Source organism: Pedobacter miscanthi (assembly GCF_032678605.1).
Classification (GTDB): Bacteria; Bacteroidota; Bacteroidia; order Sphingobacteriales; family Sphingobacteriaceae; genus Pedobacter; species Pedobacter miscanthi_A.
Map to the genome: position 1 here is coordinate 47,374 of NZ_JAVTSU010000006.1, position 15,104 is coordinate 62,477.

The window sequence follows — 15,104 nt, forward strand, 5'->3', positions numbered from 1 at the left end:
TGTGTATTTCTACAAAAATAATATTTTTTTTAAATCCTTACTTTACCAATGTTCCAATAGGATCGCCATTGGCAATTTTCATGAAATTACCATGTTTATTCATATCAAACACAATAATCGGAAGTTGGTTTTCTTCGCAAAGGGTAAAAGCCGTCATATCCATTACATTAAGGCCTTTATCATACACTTCTCTGAAAGAAATTTCTCCGTATTTGGTAGCTAACGGATCTTTTTCAGGATCAGCTGTATAAATTCCGTCAACACGTGTTCCTTTTAAAACAACATCGGCTTTAATTTCAATTGCACGCAAAGCAGCTGCAGAATCGGTGGTGAAATATGGATTCCCGGTACCCGCACCAAAAATAACTACGCGGCCTTTTTCAAGGTGACGAACAGCTCTTCTACGGATAAATGGTTCGCAAATCTGCTCCATTTTAATGGCGGTAAGCAAACGGGTTTTAATACCAACCTTTTCTAAGGCATCTTGCAAAGCCATAGAGTTGATAACAGTTGCCAACATGCCCATATAATCAGCCTGAGCCCTGTCCATCCCACTTTTTTCGGCGCTTAGGCCCCTAAAAATATTTCCTCCGCCAATTACGATAGCGATTTCTAATCCTTTATCGTGTACTGCTTTAATATCTTCTGCATATTGCTTAACACGATCATTATCGATACCGTATTGTTTATCGCCCATTAGCGATTCTCCGCTAAGCTTTAGTAGGATGCGCTTGTATTTCATGACCTCAAAAATATTAACATTTTTTTAATACCTGGCTATGCTTTTTAATAATTGATGTAAATATTTAAATAGAAATAGTGGTTTAAAGCAAAAGGGTAAATTTTTTAAATATAAATATTCAGATCACAACACTTTTAGTAGTCGAAATATACTAAATCAATGCTAATTAATCGTTAAGCGCTTACCTTGCTCCGGGAAAATTAATTTTAACCCTTTTACATTCGCTGAAACCAATTGTTGTTTTACTTTTTTTGCTGTTTCATGAGGAGGCTTCGTATGGGTAATAATGAAAGAAACTTTTTTAAATGCTTTTTCATTTGTTAAAGCCTCCAGTTTAGACATTTCGTTATAGAAAAGTTTTGGCGTTAAGTGCCCGAACAATTGCTTGTCGGGCTGTTCGTTCGGAAAAGAGACCTCTAAAAAAATAGCTTTTAATTCGCCTGCGCTTATTAATGGAGCAATATCTTGCCAAAGCTTGGCGAGTTTATCTGATTTTTCGATTTCATCCGCTCCGGTATCTCCCAAATAAAGTATATAACTATCGTTATGGCTGATCAGGAAAGCAGTGCTTTTGTAAGGATTGCCATGGCTCAGCTCAAAAGCCTTTACCTTCATGTCTGTTCCATCAAGCGGATAGGTATTGCTCTCTAGTAAAGGGAAATAAGTATACTTTTTTAGCTGTGGTTTTTCGCCTTCGTTGGCAAAATTTGCCCAGGCATCCCAGGTAAAATATTTATCCCTTAAAATATTGAGCACGGAGGGTAAACCGTATATGTTTTTTGCGGCATCTGCCGGAGAATTGATAATTAAACCTGCTACGTGATCTAAATGTGCATGAGAAATCAAATACCCCTTGATCTGCTTACGCTGAATTTCTTCGCTGATCCCTTTCAGCGATTTCAGGTCGATTGCCTTTTGGATGCCTGCATTTATGGTGCCGGCATCGAGACATACATATTTCTCGCTTCCTTTTGGAGCAATCATGTAGGACGATAAATTGCTTTCATCGTCGCCACCCTTAACGCCAAGTGGGATAATGGTAAAGGACTTATTTGTATCCTGTGCCCACAGATTAGCGGCATAAATGGAAAAGAAAATAATCGCCGGGAGTACTTTTTTTAACATCCTGTAAAAATTATACTGTTTCACCTTTAAAAATGACCTCTTTTAAATTTAATTCGTCATCAAGCACCACTAAATTTGCCTGCTCGCCGGTTGCTATGTTTGCGGTGAGGTTTTCGATCCCGATTAATTTGGCAGGATAAATTGTTGCCATTTTAACCGCATCATTTAAACTGATGTTACAATATGATACACAGTTTTTAACGGCTTCTAACATGGTAAGCGATGAACCTGAAAGCGTACCATCAGGCATTACATATTTATTCCCTTTTTGGATGTGCTGATATGGACCGGTAGAGCAGGCCGTAACCGCATCAGTAATCAGGAATAAGCGTTCTTTTAATAGTTTATGCGCAAATTTAACCACTTCGAAATCGAGATGTTGTCCATCAACGATAATGCTGGCCATCGCCTTATGGTGACTGAAAACGGCGGTTGGTATACCAGGTTCGCGATGGTGGATCGGGCTCATGGCATTAAACAGGTGTGTGGTGGTTTGGATGCCGTTGTTATATGCTTTTGTGGCTTCTTCGAAAGTTGCATTGCTATGGCCTAATGAAACGACCACACCGTTATCTAACAGATATTCGATTACCTCATCATCCTGAAGTTCGGGCGCAATGGTCATCATTTTGATCACGCCATCACCAAAATCGATTAGCTTTTTAATTTCATCTAATAAAGCTTTACGTACAAAAGCAGGCACATGTGCACCTAAACGTTGTGGGTTTAAAAATGGCCCTTCTAAATGTAATCCCAGGCAGTTTTTTGCTGATGAACGGTGTTCTTTAGCTACTTTAATACACTCGTTAAAAACCTCAGGAGAATTTGTGGCCATACAGGCCAAAAAGCCTGTAGTTCCTTTTTTTAGCAAATCATCTTCCATTATAGTCAAAGATTCGATACTTGGATCGGCAGAAAATAACCGGTCACCTGCGCCATAAATTTGTAAATCTATAAAACCTGGCACAACGAATGATTCGCTGTTTTCTTTATCATTACTTTCTTTAATATTTGAAATAAGGGCACCATCGATTGCGATGTCCAGGTTTTTTTTTAAATCGTTGCCCTGAAAATAGGAGGTGTTGGAAATTACTTTAGGCATATCAAACGTTTGAGTAAATTTAATCTTACACAGCCAAAGTTAAATATTGTGGCTATATATTTGGACAATAAGATAAAATAACCAAATGAATGAAAATCAGCCCAATAGAAGAAGTTTTTTAAAGGCCGGACTAACACTGAGTGCCGCTACACTAGTGGCGCCATCAATGGCAATTGCAGATTTACCTGCTGGTGAAGAGGGATTTAAAATTGCAGTGGGGCCTTATCTTCAGACGAATTTTAATCATGCAATGACCATTCTTTGGTTAACGAATAAAAATGCTGCGGGTTGGGTAGAATATGGCGAACAAGCCGATCAGTTAAATCAAAAGGCTTATGGGAAAGCAGAATTGGGACTGATGCAGGCCAATAGTAAGCTCAATGCCGTAACACTTTATAACCTAAAACCCGGAGTAAAATATTATTATAAAATTGTTTCAAAAGAGATCAAAGATTTTCAGCCTTATAAATTAACGTATGGTGAAACCCTGAGTAGTGCTGTTGAGACATTTGTTAATACAGCTGAAAGGAAGGATGAAGTTTCGTTTTTAATGTTGAACGACACGCACGACCGACCTGAATCTATTCCTCATTTGTTGGGATTGGTTCCTGATAAGAAGCAGGATTTTATCTTTTTTAATGGCGACATCTTCGATTACCAAACGGATGAAAAACAGATTATTGAACATATGCTTAAACCCTGCGTCGATAATTTTGCCAAAAATACACCATTTATTTATGTAAGGGGCAACCACGAAACCCGCGGTAAATTTGCACGCGAATTTCCGCAGTATTACATGCATGTTGGTTATGCCGCTTTTTCTTTGGGGCCCGTGCGTTTTGTAATTTTAGATACCGGAGAGGACAAAGAAGATGCCCATCCGGTTTATGCTGGTATTGTAAATTTTGATGATTATCGTATTCAGCAGGCACAGTGGCTTAAATCGGAAATAAACTCGAAAGAATTTAAAAAAGCAGCATTCAGGATTGTAATGATGCACATCCCACCACGTTTCTCTGGCGATGCGCATGGACCAAAACACTGTACAGAACTATTTGAACCTTTATTAAATCAAGGGAAAGTTGATTTGGTGTTAAGCGGCCATACTCATAAGTACATGGTGCACCAGCCTGATAAAAACTTAAATCATTACCCTTTAATTATTGGTGGCGGACCTAAAACTGGCACAAGAACGATCACGAAGATAAAGGCAGATAAAAGTAAGGTAACGGTGAGTATGCTTGATGATTCGGGAAAGGAAGTAGGGGCTTATACTGCTATGAGGAAGTAGATAGCTATGACGTAAAATGATCCATTAGTATTAGGATCGAATTTAAGAAAGGGACATTATTTAGAACGCTTATATATTGCATTCAGTTCGGACATGAAATGTTCAGCATCAACTTTTGTTCTGATGACCTTACCAAGACTGTCCTCGTTGAGGACTGCTCTAGAAACCGGTGTTGCAGTGGTATGTGATACTTTTGCAGCCTTTTTCAGATCTTGAATTTTATTTTGAATATGCTGATTCATAGTACAAATATAATAAAAAATTGATAAACGAATATAAAGCCTATTTTAGTTTGAACATATATTATCTATAAAGGTCACGGTTTTCTCTCTCATAGTCAAATAGTTCCGGACGAGGTTTCGAGTAAGGATTACCGTCCTCATGTGCTTCATACTGGCCACTACGGAATATTCTTACATACCAGTCAACACCAATTGCCAGGAAATAATCATCAAGATATACTCGGTTGTGCTTAAACATGCGGTGATAAAGCCTAGCCCTTAAGTCATTTGATCCATCAATACCAATTGTAAGATGATTATTAGAATCAAGAAAGGCAAGAGCTAAAAATAGTAATGTTGAAAATACTTTGTTTATGTCTGAATGATGCAAATTAACATCGTCCTTAAAACTACCATTATTATTGGTGGACCGAAGCCTAAATTATATACATCTGGCAGTAGAGGGTCTGGGTGTTTGGAAATCTTTACAAATATCTGTTGAACATTTCCATCACTTTGTAGAGCATTAAATTTCATTTCAGTTAAATCTTCTGCAATGAAAGTTGGAGGATAAGTCTGCTCAAAATTGATGGCTATCTGCATGTTAGAAAAAGTTTAGCTCCTACAAAGAAATAAAACCAGTAGTAAGATTGTAGTTTGTATAACATTAATCATTCTAATAATTGTCTTTGGTAATCTCATCTTAGATCAAATGTACTTATTGTTTATTAATGATTTTAAGGTTTTAACCAAGCTTTAATTATGGAAATGAAAATTGACCTGCCATAAAACTAATTCCAGTAGATGGAACGCTTATTGGTGGCCTAAGTTAAATTATAAAATATTCTCCTTATTAGACTCTAAAATACCTTAGGATGGCGAAGACTAATTTTGATGCAAAAAAAAAGCCCCAATTTCTTGGAGCTTTTTTTAAATATGTTTTTTAGCGCTTATGCACCTAATTGTACACGTTTGAAAGCAGATACTGTTAAACCTTTAGAAGTGTTATCTAAGAATTTACGAACATCTACTGAGCTATCTTTAACAAACTCCTGGTTTAATAAAGTGCTGTCTTTGTAGAATTTGTTCAATTTACCAGCAGCAATTTTTTCAACCATTTCTTCTGGTTTGCCTTCTTGACGGATAACGTCTTTAGCAATCTCGATTTCACGCTCAATAGTAGCAGGATCAACACCGTCTTTATCAACAGCAATTGGACTCATTGCAGCAATTTGCATTGCAACATCTTTACCAGCTTCAGTAATATCTACGCCATTAGCACCTTCAAATACCACTAAAACGCCCATTTTACCATTAGAATGGATATAAGAAACGATTTTTTCACCAGATATATTTGCATACTCTTGAATAACGATTTTCTCTCCGATTTTACCAGTTAGTTCAGTTATGGTTTCAGCAACTGTACGTCCATCTTCCAAAGTAATCGCTGATAATTCTTCAGTTGTAGCAGGATTGTTGGCAACTGCTGCAGCTAAAACTGCTTGAGCCAGGTTACGGAAATCTTCAACTTTAGAAACTGGCTCAGTTTCGCAAGCTAAAGCAACTAATTTACCGTTTGTTCCATCAGCTGAAACAGCGATTGATACCAGGCCTTCAGAAGTAGCATTACCAGAACGAGCGGCAGATACTTTTTGACCTTTTTTGCGCAATAAATCAACAGCTGCTTCGAAATCGCCGTTAGCTTCAACTAAAGCTTTTTTGCAATCCATCATACCAGCACCAGTTTGTTGGCGTAGTTTATTTACATCTGCGGCAGTAATTTGTACTGTAGACATTTTATTTCCTTTTTTAAAGTTTACAATCTTGTTATAACAATTACAGGTTACAAGTTACAAGCGCCAAGTTAAACTCATGTTAAGCCAACTTAAAACCTGAAACCAGTAACCTGCAATTAAAAAATATTACTATTCTTCTGTTTTAGTTTCTTCTGATGCTGACGCTTCAACTTCTGCCTCAGCAGCTTTTTTACGTCTTGGCTCTTTTGCTTCTGGAGCATCAGCTGCTGCTTTAGCCGCTACTGCTTCTTTTTCAGCCTCATCATCTTTTTCGCGTTTACGTTCATCTAAACCTTCTTCAATCGCTTTGATAATTACATCAGTAATTAAAGAGATAGATTTTGTAGCATCATCATTCGCCGGGATAGGGAAATCGATGTTAGAAGGATCAGAGTTGGTATCAACCATCGCAAAAGTTGGGATGTTCAATTTTAACGCTTCAGTTACTGCGATGTGCTCTTTCTTAACATCAATTAAGAATAAAGCTGCAGGTAAACGGTTTAAATCAGCAATACCACCTAAAAGTGATTCTAATTTAATACGCTCACGCTGAATCATTAAACGCTCTTTTTTAGATAAGATCGCATAAGTACCGTCTTTAGTCATTTTATCGATGTTAGACATCTTTTTGATTGACTTGCGAACAGTAGCAAAGTTAGTTAACATACCACCTAACCAACGTTCAGTTACGAAAGGCATGTTTACTTTTTTAGCTTGTTCAGCTACGATTCCTTTTGCTTGTTTCTTTGTAGAAACGAATAATACTTTACGTCCTGATTTTACGATTTGTTTAATCGCAGCCGCAGCTTCTTCAGTTTTAGTTAAAGTTTTATTTAAATCTATAATGTGAATTCCATTACGCTCCATGAAAATGTAAGGAGCCATTTTTGGATTCCATTTACGGGTAAGGTGACCAAAGTGTACACCTGCATCCAATAAGTCTTGATAAGTTGTTCTTGCCATTGTGTTTGCCTCCTGTGATTAACGTTTACTGAATTGGAATTTCTTACGGGCTTTAGCACGTCCTGGTTTTTTACGCTCAACCATACGGTTATCACGTGTCATTAAACCTTTAGCACGTAAAGCAGGTTTTTTCTCCGCATCTAGTTCAACAATCGCTTTAGCAATAGCCAAACGAACAGCTTCTGCTTGTCCTTTTACTCCGCCACCTTGTACGTTTACCGTAATATCATAGCGGCCAGTAAGTTCAGAAACCTCTAAACTTTGGTTTACGATATATTGCAAAGGTAAAGTTGGGAAATATACTTTGTGATCTTTACCGTTAACGGTAATTGCGCCAGCACCATCTTTTAAGTAGATACGTGCAACAGCTGTTTTTCTTCTTCCTGAAGTGTTAGTAACTGACATTTCTTAAAGTTTAATGGTTTTTGGAGATTGAGCTGCATGAGGGTGAGTTTCACCTGCATACACAAAAAGATTGGTGTAAAGTTTTTTACCCAATTTAGTTTTCGGTAACATACCACGTACCGCTTTCTCGATTACACGTTGAGGGTGTTTCGCCATTAACTCCTTAGGAGAAATAAAACGTTGACCACCTGGATAACCAGTATAAGAAACATATTGCTTTTCGCTGAATTTGTTTCCTGTCAATTTAACCTTGTCTGCATTGATAACAATTACGTTATCGCCGCAATCTACGTGTGGGGTGTACTCAGGCTTGTTTTTACCACGGATGATCATAGCGATCTTCGATGACAAGCGCCCCAAAATCTCGCCTTGCGCATCAACAACAATCCACTGTTTGTTAACAGTTTTCGCATTGGCCGAGACAGTTTTGTAACTTAACGTATTCACTTGCTTGTATTTAATTTATTAAACAATTTATTATTCCCATTAAATTTGGGACTGCAAAGATAGATAGAAAACTTTTATTATCAAATAGTTGATTGAAAAAAGTTTGGGATAATATAGTTTGATAAAATCGTTATGTTGATCCGATAGTTCTCAAATTTATATCATAAAGTATTTTGGTTGTGGCTTTGGAAAGCTGAACTGGCAGTTTTTTACTTAAAGTTTTGTAATAATGAAAATCAGTGCCATCTGTGCATATTGAATCTTTTTGATGAAAAAATGATATTTTAGACGAAAATTAATCTCTTAACTGTTTATAGATGAAATATACTTTTTATACTTTACTTTGTTTAGGTACATTATTATTCTCCTGTAATAAAAGCATCTCGGAAGATGATGTAAAAAGTGATGACAAGAGTTGTAAAATAGTTTCAATACAAAGAAAAGTCGTGGGCTATGATGGAATGAATAGTGCCGCGATAAGCTATAATGAAGATAATACGATAAAAAGTATAATTTCGACTTCCGATAGCTCATTTAAAAGTTTTACAGTTATTTATGCGGTAAATAAAGTTACCTTGAAAACCAGATACTACGGTGACTATACCTATAATCTGGATTCAAAAAAGCGGGTTGTATCAGCAACTTTTGGCGAGTATGGAAACAAATTTGAATATCTGTATAATACCGATGGATTTATTTCAGAAATAGTTGAAGTTGATAGATCATCGGGTTTCAGAACAACTTTTAATCTGTTCTACGCCAAAGGGAATTTAATAAAGGTTACTTTCAAAGAGATATATGGTGATGAAACAACAATTGATTTTGTTTATGATGAGGGGCAAGGCGCGGCGGTTTTGCTAGAATATACCGATCCATTATATTATATTGGGACTTACTCAGGAGAACATTACGTTATTCCTGGTGTTTTTGGTGAAACAAGCAAGAATCTGTTAACATCAGCGATATCTACGCGGCGTAGTCCAAATGGATATATAGGGCGAGAAGCTTATTCTTTAAGCTATAAAAAAGATGGGGAAAAAAGAATAAGTTCTATAGAATTAACTGCGCCTTATTTGTCTGAAAAATCAACGTACAATTTTATCTATGATTGTAAATAGTCACAAATCATCAGGCATAAAGCCAATCCTTTTTCTTGGACCGATTTTTTGATCAATTAATTTGTCCAGATAGGTAAAAACCAGTTCGATGTTTTTATCCTGATTGCTTACTTTTTGTTTAATTTCCTCGATTTCTAGTTTAAGTTCGCCACTATCCATAATAAATTGACGGATACGGGAGAAAATCCTAACGATCTGGATATTTACCTGAATGGCTTGTTTGCTATTTAATACACTCGAAAGCATTAATATGCCGTGTTCCGTAAAAACAAAAGGTAGTTTTCTTCTTCCGCCCCAACTTGAAGTCGCATTTTGCGACTTCAAGTTTAACCACTCTTCATCTGTGAGTTGAAACATGAAATCTTCAGGAAACCGATCAGGGTTTCTCCCAACCTGCTCATTAAGGCGTTTCGTTTCCACACCATAAAGCTCGGCCAGGTCGCTATCGAGCATTACTTTAAGGCCTCTTAGCTCATAAATTTTATTAACTACAATATTGTCAGGGATGATAGAAAGCACTTGTTTCGCTGTCATATCATTTTGGATTTAAACTCCAAGATACAAAAAAAGGAGCTTATTTATACTAACATTGAATTTATCATTTTTTTAATCTTTTCCTCGCGTTCTTCATAATTCCCACTAATCAGAATGTAATCGATATTCCGCTTTTCGAGTTCGGACTTAAAGAGATTAAACATTTCTAAGCGCCTGTCTCCAAAATCGCGGAGGTGATCGGCCACCCATTCTACATCAATATCCAGCAGGAAATACAAATCGTACCTGATTTCTTTTTCCAGATGATTAAGGATATTCGGAACTTCGTTTAAATAGTATTGTGAGTATATTTTTGTGGTAATTAAATCGGTATCACAAAAAACGATTTTATTGGCGGCCTCGGTTTTTTCTTTTACCCTTGCTGTTTGCGCTTTCCCGATTTTAATAATATCATCAACAGTAATATCATTATTGGTAATTAATTCGCGTGCAACTTCTGGAACAAAAACGGTATGATAATGTAAGGCCATTTTTTCGGCCATGGTCGATTTTCCTGTACTTTCCGGACCGTAGAAGCAAATTCTCTTTACAAAATATGGCCTTACCTCTGCTGGTATAAATTTCCAATATTTAAATGGGTGGTTTCTGATCAGTGTAGCAGAAACGGGCGTGGATTTTCTGGGTTCATCAAACAGGATATGTTCAGCCTGTAGATTAAGGGCGAAAGGTGCCCCATAAAATTCGGAACTGAATAGTATATCGATTTTTGGATAAACTTCCCGCATTTTAATCGCCCAGATATTTGTCCGTTCGTTTAAAGGCAGATTTTCATCATCAAAATCATCGGTAATAATTGCTGGTTTAATGCCGGGTTGATCTTTAAAAATCTCCCTGATCCATTTAAAACGCAAAACAGGGTCAATTTTATCTTCAGGCGTAAAACTCATGGATACAATCAGCTCATCGCAATGTGTTGCCGCAAAATTGATCAAGGCGATATGTCCTTTATGGATCGGCATAAACTTGCCGATTACTAAACCTCTTTTCATGCAGTTTTAGAATAGTCCTTGTATTCTTTGATCCAGTGCCATAAGGCAAAAGCAGCAATAACGGTAAAAACCAGGTATTCTACACCCATAAACTTAATGCCTTTCAAAAAGTATAAGTAGGTGGCCACAACATCAATAATTAACCAGATAATCCAGCATTCTACCCTTTTCTGAATCATTAAAAAAGTGGTGATTACACTCATTACAAAAATAAATGAATCAACAAAAGGATAAGCACTAGGTAAATTGAAAAGTAGTGGGAACCAGTTGTGTAGCTGACTGGCCAATGTACCCATTAATAAGGTTCCTATAATGCCCATAACCAATAGCATTAAAAACTGCCTTAAAGGCATAAAGCTTATTTTGAGTTCTTTATTTTTATCTTCTTCACCGGGTTTTGGATTTTTCCACCGCCACCAGCCCATAATGTTGGTTACAAAAAAGAAAACCATCAAAAACATATCGGGGTAAAGCTGATTTTGATAATACAAAAAGGCGGATAAAAAGACATTCACAATGCCGGCGGGCCAACTCCAAACACTGGCTTTTGCCGAAAGAATTACCGAAACAATCCCGGTAATTACCGCAGAAAATTCCAAATAACTCATTTTATAGCCAAGAACCGTGAAAAATATACTATGGGCATCAAAAAAATCCATCTTTTCCTTTTTGAAGATCTATAAAAAGCTAATGTAAATAATTTATTTACTGCTAAGGGTTTTTCGATTGGCAAACAATCCAAAAATGTAGCTGTTATAAGAATATCTATTGGCTTAGCGCCGTATTTATTAACCAGCAGATTTCTTGTATGCAATATATCGACCAGCTTTTCGGTTATCCAATTCCTTTGTTTTTTAAGAACCTGATTATCGGTTTAATAGCAATTTTGTTAGGGATTTTAATCAAATTCATGATCCACAAAACTTTTATCCTGCTTTCGCGTTGGTGGGATTTTATTGTTATAAAATCGACCATTAAACATTTAAGAAGACCTGTTGCTGTTTTTATCCCGCTATTATTGTTAAATTTCTCGCTAACGCTGATGGAGATGCCTGCTGCATTCAGGTTACCAATTACAAAATCATTAGAAATTGCCTTAACCATTACTTTTGCTTTAATATTAGTCCGTTTAATTAATGTTTTGGAAGATTATTTCTATCTGAAATACGATCTGAATAAAGAAAATAACCTCAAAGAGCGTAAAATCCGTACACAACTTCAATTTGTGAGAAAATTTATTGTCTCGCTCATCATTTTAATTACAGCAGCCATTATTTTGTTGAGTTTTGAGAGTATGCGCAAAATAGGTGCAGGCTTGCTCACAGGGGTTGGTATAGGTGGAATTATTATTGGTTTTGCCGCACAAAAATCACTGGGAAATTTATTGGCAGGTTTTCAGATTGCTTTTACACAACCCATCAGGATTGACGATGTTTTGATTGTAGAAGGCGAGTGGGGAAAGGTTGAAGAAATAACTTTAACCTATGTGGTGGTAAATATCTGGGATCAGCGACGTTTAATTTTGCCGATTACGTATTTTATCGAAAAACCTTTTCAAAACTGGACAAGAGTTTCGGCCGACTTATTAGGGACTGTTTTTTTATACCTCGATTATACTATTCCTATTGAACCAATGCGGCAGGAATTAACAAGACTTTTGAATGCAAATCTGCTTTGGGATAAAAGGGTAAATGTTGTGCAGGTTACGGATAGCACAAGAGATGGTGCAATTGAAGTGCGTTTTTTAATGAGTGCCTCCAACTCCTCCAGGGCTTTCGATTTAAGGTGTTACGTTAGGGAAGCGATGATTGCTTTTATCCAAACCAATTATCCCGAAAGTTTGCCAAAGAAAAGATTGGAGTTTAGGGATATGGAAAAACTGTAGTGATAAAGCGGGTTTTTCCATTTTGTGAGGACAAAGGCCGGGGAAGGAAAAAGTCGTCATTTCGAGCGTAGTGGAGAAATCTAAAAGTACATGCTTAATAGATTTCTCCATTTCGTTGCACTTCAGTCGAAATGACGGTCTTTTTGTTTACTTAAACATGCCTTTCAGCTTGGCTAATTTTTCTTGTAGATCGCCATCAGCGTCTTTTGGCTCATTGCGTGGTTTAAAGTTTTGTTTGTTGTTGTTCGGTTTATAGTCTTGCTTTGGTTTTTGCTCCCTGGGCTCCCGGGTACGGACTTCGGGCTTCGGACTAACCTCAGTTTTCATTGATAGCGAAATTCTTTTACGTGCCACATCAATTTCCATCACGGTAACTTCTACCTTTTGATGCACTTTTACGACATCATTTGGGTTAGCAATAAAACGGTTAGCCAATTGGCTGGTATGCACCAATCCATCTTGATGAACACCTATATCAACAAAGGCACCGAAATTGGTAATATTGGTTACAATACCTGGTAGTTTCATTCCGGTTCTTAAATCAGCAATTTCATTTACACCATCGGTAAAGCTAAAAGCTTCAAACTGTTCACGTGGATCGCGGCCAGGTTTTGCCAGTTCTTTTAAAATATCATTAAGGGTTGGTAAACCGATTTCGTCGGTTACATATTGTTGCGGCTTGATTTGTTTTTGCAGTTGTGTATCTTTCATCAGGGCAGAAACGGTGGTTCCAAGGTCTTTAGCCATTTTATCTACCACCGCGTAACGCTCAGGGTGAACGCCACTGGTATCCAAAGCATTTTCGGCATTGCGGATGCGTAAGAAACCTGCAGCCTGTTCGTAAGCTTTATCGCCTAAACGTGGCACTTTTTTCAAACTTTCGCGATTTTTAAACGCACCATGGGTATTTCTGTAATCAACAATGTTTTGCGCCAAAGTTGGCCCTAAACCTGATACATAGGCCAAAATTTGTTTAGAAGCGGTATTTAGCTCAACACCAACAGCATTTACAGCGCTGATAACCGTATCATCTAAACTTGCCTGTAATTTATTCTGATCCACATCGTGCTGGTACTGACCAACACCAATAGATTTTGGATCAATTTTAACTAATTCGGCCAATGGATCCATTAAACGGCGACCGATTGAAACGGCACCACGAACGGTAATATCCTGTGTTGGGAATTCTTCCCTCGCCACCTCTGATGCGGAATAAATCGATGCACCACTTTCGTTAACCATTACAATGGTGATGTGAGGTAAATTTAATGCACGTACAAAAGCTTCGGTTTCCCTTCCTGCAGTTCCATTACCAATGGCAATGGCTTCAACTTCATATTTTTCGCAAAGCTGTTGAATGGTGAATTCGGCATTTTTTACATTGCCTTGTCCGGTATGCGGGTAAATAGCTGTGTTTTCTAATAATTGGCCCTGTTTATCTAAGCAAACAACTTTACAACCGGTACGGAAACCAGGGTCGATGGCCAGTACATTTTTTTGGCCCATTGGCGCCGCCAATAACAACTGGCGTGCATTTTCGGCAAAAACGCGGATGGCTTCTTCATCAGCTTTTTGTTTGGTAAAAACACGGAGTTCCGTTTCCATTGCTGGCTCTAATAAACGTTTGTAACCATCTTCTAAAGCCTGCTGAACTTGTTTTGAAGCAGCGTTATTACCTAAAATAAACTGATTTTCTAAAATAGCGAGGGCATCTTCCGCCGGTGGCAGTGCATCTAACCTTAAAATCAGTTCTTTTTCTCCACGGCGCATAGCTAAAACACGGTGCGATGCGGCTGTTTTAACCGGTTCGTTCCATTCAAAGTAATCTTTGTATTTGATCCCTTCTTCTTCTTTTCCTTTGATTACTTCAGATTTAAAAGCAGCTTTTTCCTGAAAATAAGTACGCATTTTGGTGCGGGCTTCTGCATTTTCAGAAATCATTTCAGCAATGATATCCCTGGCACCTGCCAAAGCATCATCAAGAGAATTTACACCTTTTTCGGTATCGATAAATTTGTCTGCTTCTGTATTCAGATCAAAACTGGTTTGATCAAAAATCTGCAGGGCTAAAGGTTCTAAACCTTTTTCTTTTGCAACCGAAGCGCGTGTTTTACGTTTCGGTTTATAAGGCAGGTAAATATCTTCTAAAAGCGAAATGGTTTCTGCTTCGTTAATTTGTTTTTCGAGTTCAGGCGTTAGCTTGCCGAGTTCGGTCATCGATTTTAAAATCGCTTCGCGGCGTTTATCCAGGTCGCGCAATTGCAAAACCCTATCGCGGATTGCCGCTACCTCAACTTCATCTAAACTGCCGGTTACCTCTTTACGGTAACGGGAAATAAATGGTACTGTTGCACCTTCATCCAATAGGTTTACGGTTGCGGTTACTTGTTTTTCTGCAACTTTTAATTCGGCTGCAATTAATTTATGGTGGCTTAACATATCCTAAAGGGTAAAATTAAAGGAAG

At 37.5% G+C, this 15,104-nt stretch carries 17 protein-coding genes; 3 read left to right on the top strand and 14 right to left on the bottom strand.

Annotated elements, in window-relative coordinates:
• Positions 1-37: 37 nt before the first annotated feature.
• From pyrH to nagA, 3 genes are all read right to left on the bottom strand, one after another.
• The gene (gene pyrH / locus R2R28_RS10590) at positions 38-742 is read right to left on the bottom strand and encodes a UMP kinase (protein WP_316825650.1); all 705 of its coding nucleotides are present in this window, start codon (positions 740-742) and stop codon (positions 38-40) included.
• Between the two features lie 162 nt (positions 743-904).
• The gene (locus tag R2R28_RS10595) at positions 905-1,867 is read right to left on the bottom strand and encodes a 3',5'-cyclic-nucleotide phosphodiesterase (RefSeq protein ID WP_316825651.1); all 963 of its coding nucleotides are present in this window, start codon (positions 1,865-1,867) and stop codon (positions 905-907) included.
• Between the two features lie 10 nt (positions 1,868-1,877).
• Entirely contained in the window at positions 1,878-2,969 is a 1,092-nt protein-coding gene (nagA, locus tag R2R28_RS10600) for an N-acetylglucosamine-6-phosphate deacetylase (RefSeq protein ID WP_316825652.1), read from the bottom strand.
• Between the two features lie 85 nt (positions 2,970-3,054).
• On the opposite strand from nagA, the gene R2R28_RS10605 reads away from it, so the two are divergent.
• Entirely contained in the window at positions 3,055-4,260 is a 1,206-nt protein-coding gene (locus R2R28_RS10605) for a metallophosphoesterase (RefSeq protein ID WP_316825653.1), read from the top strand.
• Between the two features lie 56 nt (positions 4,261-4,316).
• On the opposite strand, the gene R2R28_RS10610 is transcribed toward R2R28_RS10605, so the two are convergent.
• The 7 genes from R2R28_RS10610 to rplM all read right to left on the bottom strand — a co-directional run bounded on the left by R2R28_RS10610 (position 4,317) and on the right by rplM (position 8,092).
• Positions 4,317-4,502, bottom strand: a complete 186-nt coding sequence (locus R2R28_RS10610) for a hypothetical protein (protein ID WP_316825654.1) — start codon at positions 4,500-4,502, stop codon at positions 4,317-4,319.
• Positions 4,503-4,563: 61 nt separating this feature from the next.
• Entirely contained in the window at positions 4,564-4,872 is a 309-nt protein-coding gene (locus R2R28_RS29160; protein ID WP_410479167.1) for a DUF6934 family protein, read from the bottom strand.
• Complete coding sequence (locus tag R2R28_RS10615) at positions 4,854-5,084, bottom strand: hypothetical protein (protein ID WP_316825655.1); 231 nt, start codon at positions 5,082-5,084, stop codon at positions 4,854-4,856. Before R2R28_RS10615 ends, R2R28_RS29160 begins: the two co-directional genes overlap by 19 nt.
• A 347-nt stretch (positions 5,085-5,431) precedes the next feature.
• Positions 5,432-6,277, bottom strand: a complete 846-nt coding sequence (tsf, locus tag R2R28_RS10620) for a translation elongation factor Ts (RefSeq protein ID WP_316825656.1) — start codon at positions 6,275-6,277, stop codon at positions 5,432-5,434.
• A 129-nt stretch (positions 6,278-6,406) separates the two neighbouring features.
• Positions 6,407-7,240 carry a 30S ribosomal protein S2 gene (gene rpsB, locus R2R28_RS10625; protein WP_025145384.1) on the bottom strand — a complete coding sequence of 278 codons (834 nt, stop codon included), beginning with the start codon at positions 7,238-7,240 and terminating at the stop codon, positions 6,407-6,409.
• 18 nt (positions 7,241-7,258) lie between these two features.
• Entirely contained in the window at positions 7,259-7,645 is a 387-nt protein-coding gene (rpsI, locus tag R2R28_RS10630) for a 30S ribosomal protein S9 (protein WP_025145383.1), read from the bottom strand.
• Positions 7,646-7,648: 3 nt separating this feature from the next.
• Complete coding sequence (gene rplM / locus R2R28_RS10635; protein ID WP_010602007.1) at positions 7,649-8,092, bottom strand: 50S ribosomal protein L13; 444 nt, start codon at positions 8,090-8,092, stop codon at positions 7,649-7,651.
• A 317-nt stretch (positions 8,093-8,409) separates the two neighbouring features.
• Between rplM and R2R28_RS10640 the strand changes: the two genes are divergently transcribed.
• Complete coding sequence (locus tag R2R28_RS10640) at positions 8,410-9,210, top strand: hypothetical protein (protein WP_316825657.1); 801 nt, start codon at positions 8,410-8,412, stop codon at positions 9,208-9,210.
• On the opposite strand, the gene R2R28_RS10645 is transcribed toward R2R28_RS10640, so the two are convergent.
• The 3 genes from R2R28_RS10645 to pnuC are packed head-to-tail and all read right to left on the bottom strand — an operon-like array spanning position 9,211 to position 11,413.
• The gene (locus R2R28_RS10645; RefSeq protein ID WP_316825658.1) at positions 9,211-9,744 is read right to left on the bottom strand and encodes an ORF6N domain-containing protein; all 534 of its coding nucleotides are present in this window, start codon (positions 9,742-9,744) and stop codon (positions 9,211-9,213) included.
• Between the two features lie 44 nt (positions 9,745-9,788).
• Entirely contained in the window at positions 9,789-10,754 is a 966-nt protein-coding gene (locus R2R28_RS10650) for an AAA family ATPase (protein ID WP_316825659.1), read from the bottom strand.
• Positions 10,751-11,413: a nicotinamide riboside transporter PnuC gene (pnuC, locus tag R2R28_RS10655; RefSeq protein ID WP_316825660.1), complete on the bottom strand. Its 663-nt coding sequence runs from the start codon at positions 11,411-11,413 to the stop codon at positions 10,751-10,753. The genes R2R28_RS10650 and pnuC overlap by 4 nt, the downstream gene beginning before the upstream one ends.
• A gap of 149 nt (positions 11,414-11,562) precedes the next feature.
• On the opposite strand from pnuC, the gene R2R28_RS10660 reads away from it, so the two are divergent.
• A complete protein-coding gene (locus R2R28_RS10660) occupies positions 11,563-12,639 on the top strand; it encodes a mechanosensitive ion channel family protein (protein ID WP_316825661.1) in 1,077 nt (358 codons plus the stop codon).
• A 147-nt stretch (positions 12,640-12,786) separates the two neighbouring features.
• Here R2R28_RS10660 and R2R28_RS10665 read toward each other — a convergent pair whose 3' ends face one another.
• Positions 12,787-15,078 (bottom strand): Tex family protein, encoded by a 2,292-nt coding sequence (locus R2R28_RS10665; RefSeq protein WP_316825662.1) that lies wholly within the window; start codon positions 15,076-15,078, stop codon positions 12,787-12,789.
• Positions 15,079-15,104: the final 26 nt, after the last annotated feature.

What these genes read in the sequence shown, in the direction of transcription:
- pyrH (WP_316825650.1), bottom strand. Translation starts at nt 742, where the DNA reads ATGAAATACAAGCGCATCCTACTAAAGCTTAGCGGAGAATCGCTAATG.
- R2R28_RS10595 (WP_316825651.1), bottom strand. Translation starts at nt 1,867, where the DNA reads ATGTTAAAAAAAGTACTCCCGGCGATTATTTTCTTTTCCATTTATGCC.
- nagA (WP_316825652.1), bottom strand. Translation starts at nt 2,969, where the DNA reads ATGCCTAAAGTAATTTCCAACACCTCCTATTTTCAGGGCAACGATTTA.
- R2R28_RS10605 (WP_316825653.1), top strand. Translation starts at nt 3,055, where the DNA reads ATGAATGAAAATCAGCCCAATAGAAGAAGTTTTTTAAAGGCCGGACTA.
- R2R28_RS10610 (WP_316825654.1), bottom strand. Translation starts at nt 4,502, where the DNA reads ATGAATCAGCATATTCAAAATAAAATTCAAGATCTGAAAAAGGCTGCA.
- R2R28_RS10615 (WP_316825655.1), bottom strand. Translation starts at nt 5,084, where the DNA reads ATGCAGATAGCCATCAATTTTGAGCAGACTTATCCTCCAACTTTCATT.
- tsf (WP_316825656.1), bottom strand. Translation starts at nt 6,277, where the DNA reads ATGTCTACAGTACAAATTACTGCCGCAGATGTAAATAAACTACGCCAA.
- rpsB (WP_025145384.1), bottom strand. Translation starts at nt 7,240, where the DNA reads ATGGCAAGAACAACTTATCAAGACTTATTGGATGCAGGTGTACACTTT.
- rpsI (WP_025145383.1), bottom strand. Translation starts at nt 7,645, where the DNA reads ATGTCAGTTACTAACACTTCAGGAAGAAGAAAAACAGCTGTTGCACGT.
- R2R28_RS10640 (WP_316825657.1), top strand. Translation starts at nt 8,410, where the DNA reads ATGAAATATACTTTTTATACTTTACTTTGTTTAGGTACATTATTATTC.
- R2R28_RS10645 (WP_316825658.1), bottom strand. Translation starts at nt 9,744, where the DNA reads ATGACAGCGAAACAAGTGCTTTCTATCATCCCTGACAATATTGTAGTT.
- R2R28_RS10650 (WP_316825659.1), bottom strand. Translation starts at nt 10,754, where the DNA reads ATGAAAAGAGGTTTAGTAATCGGCAAGTTTATGCCGATCCATAAAGGA.
- pnuC (WP_316825660.1), bottom strand. Translation starts at nt 11,413, where the DNA reads ATGGATTTTTTTGATGCCCATAGTATATTTTTCACGGTTCTTGGCTAT.
- R2R28_RS10660 (WP_316825661.1), top strand. Translation starts at nt 11,563, where the DNA reads ATGCAATATATCGACCAGCTTTTCGGTTATCCAATTCCTTTGTTTTTT.
- R2R28_RS10665 (WP_316825662.1), bottom strand. Translation starts at nt 15,078, where the DNA reads ATGTTAAGCCACCATAAATTAATTGCAGCCGAATTAAAAGTTGCAGAA.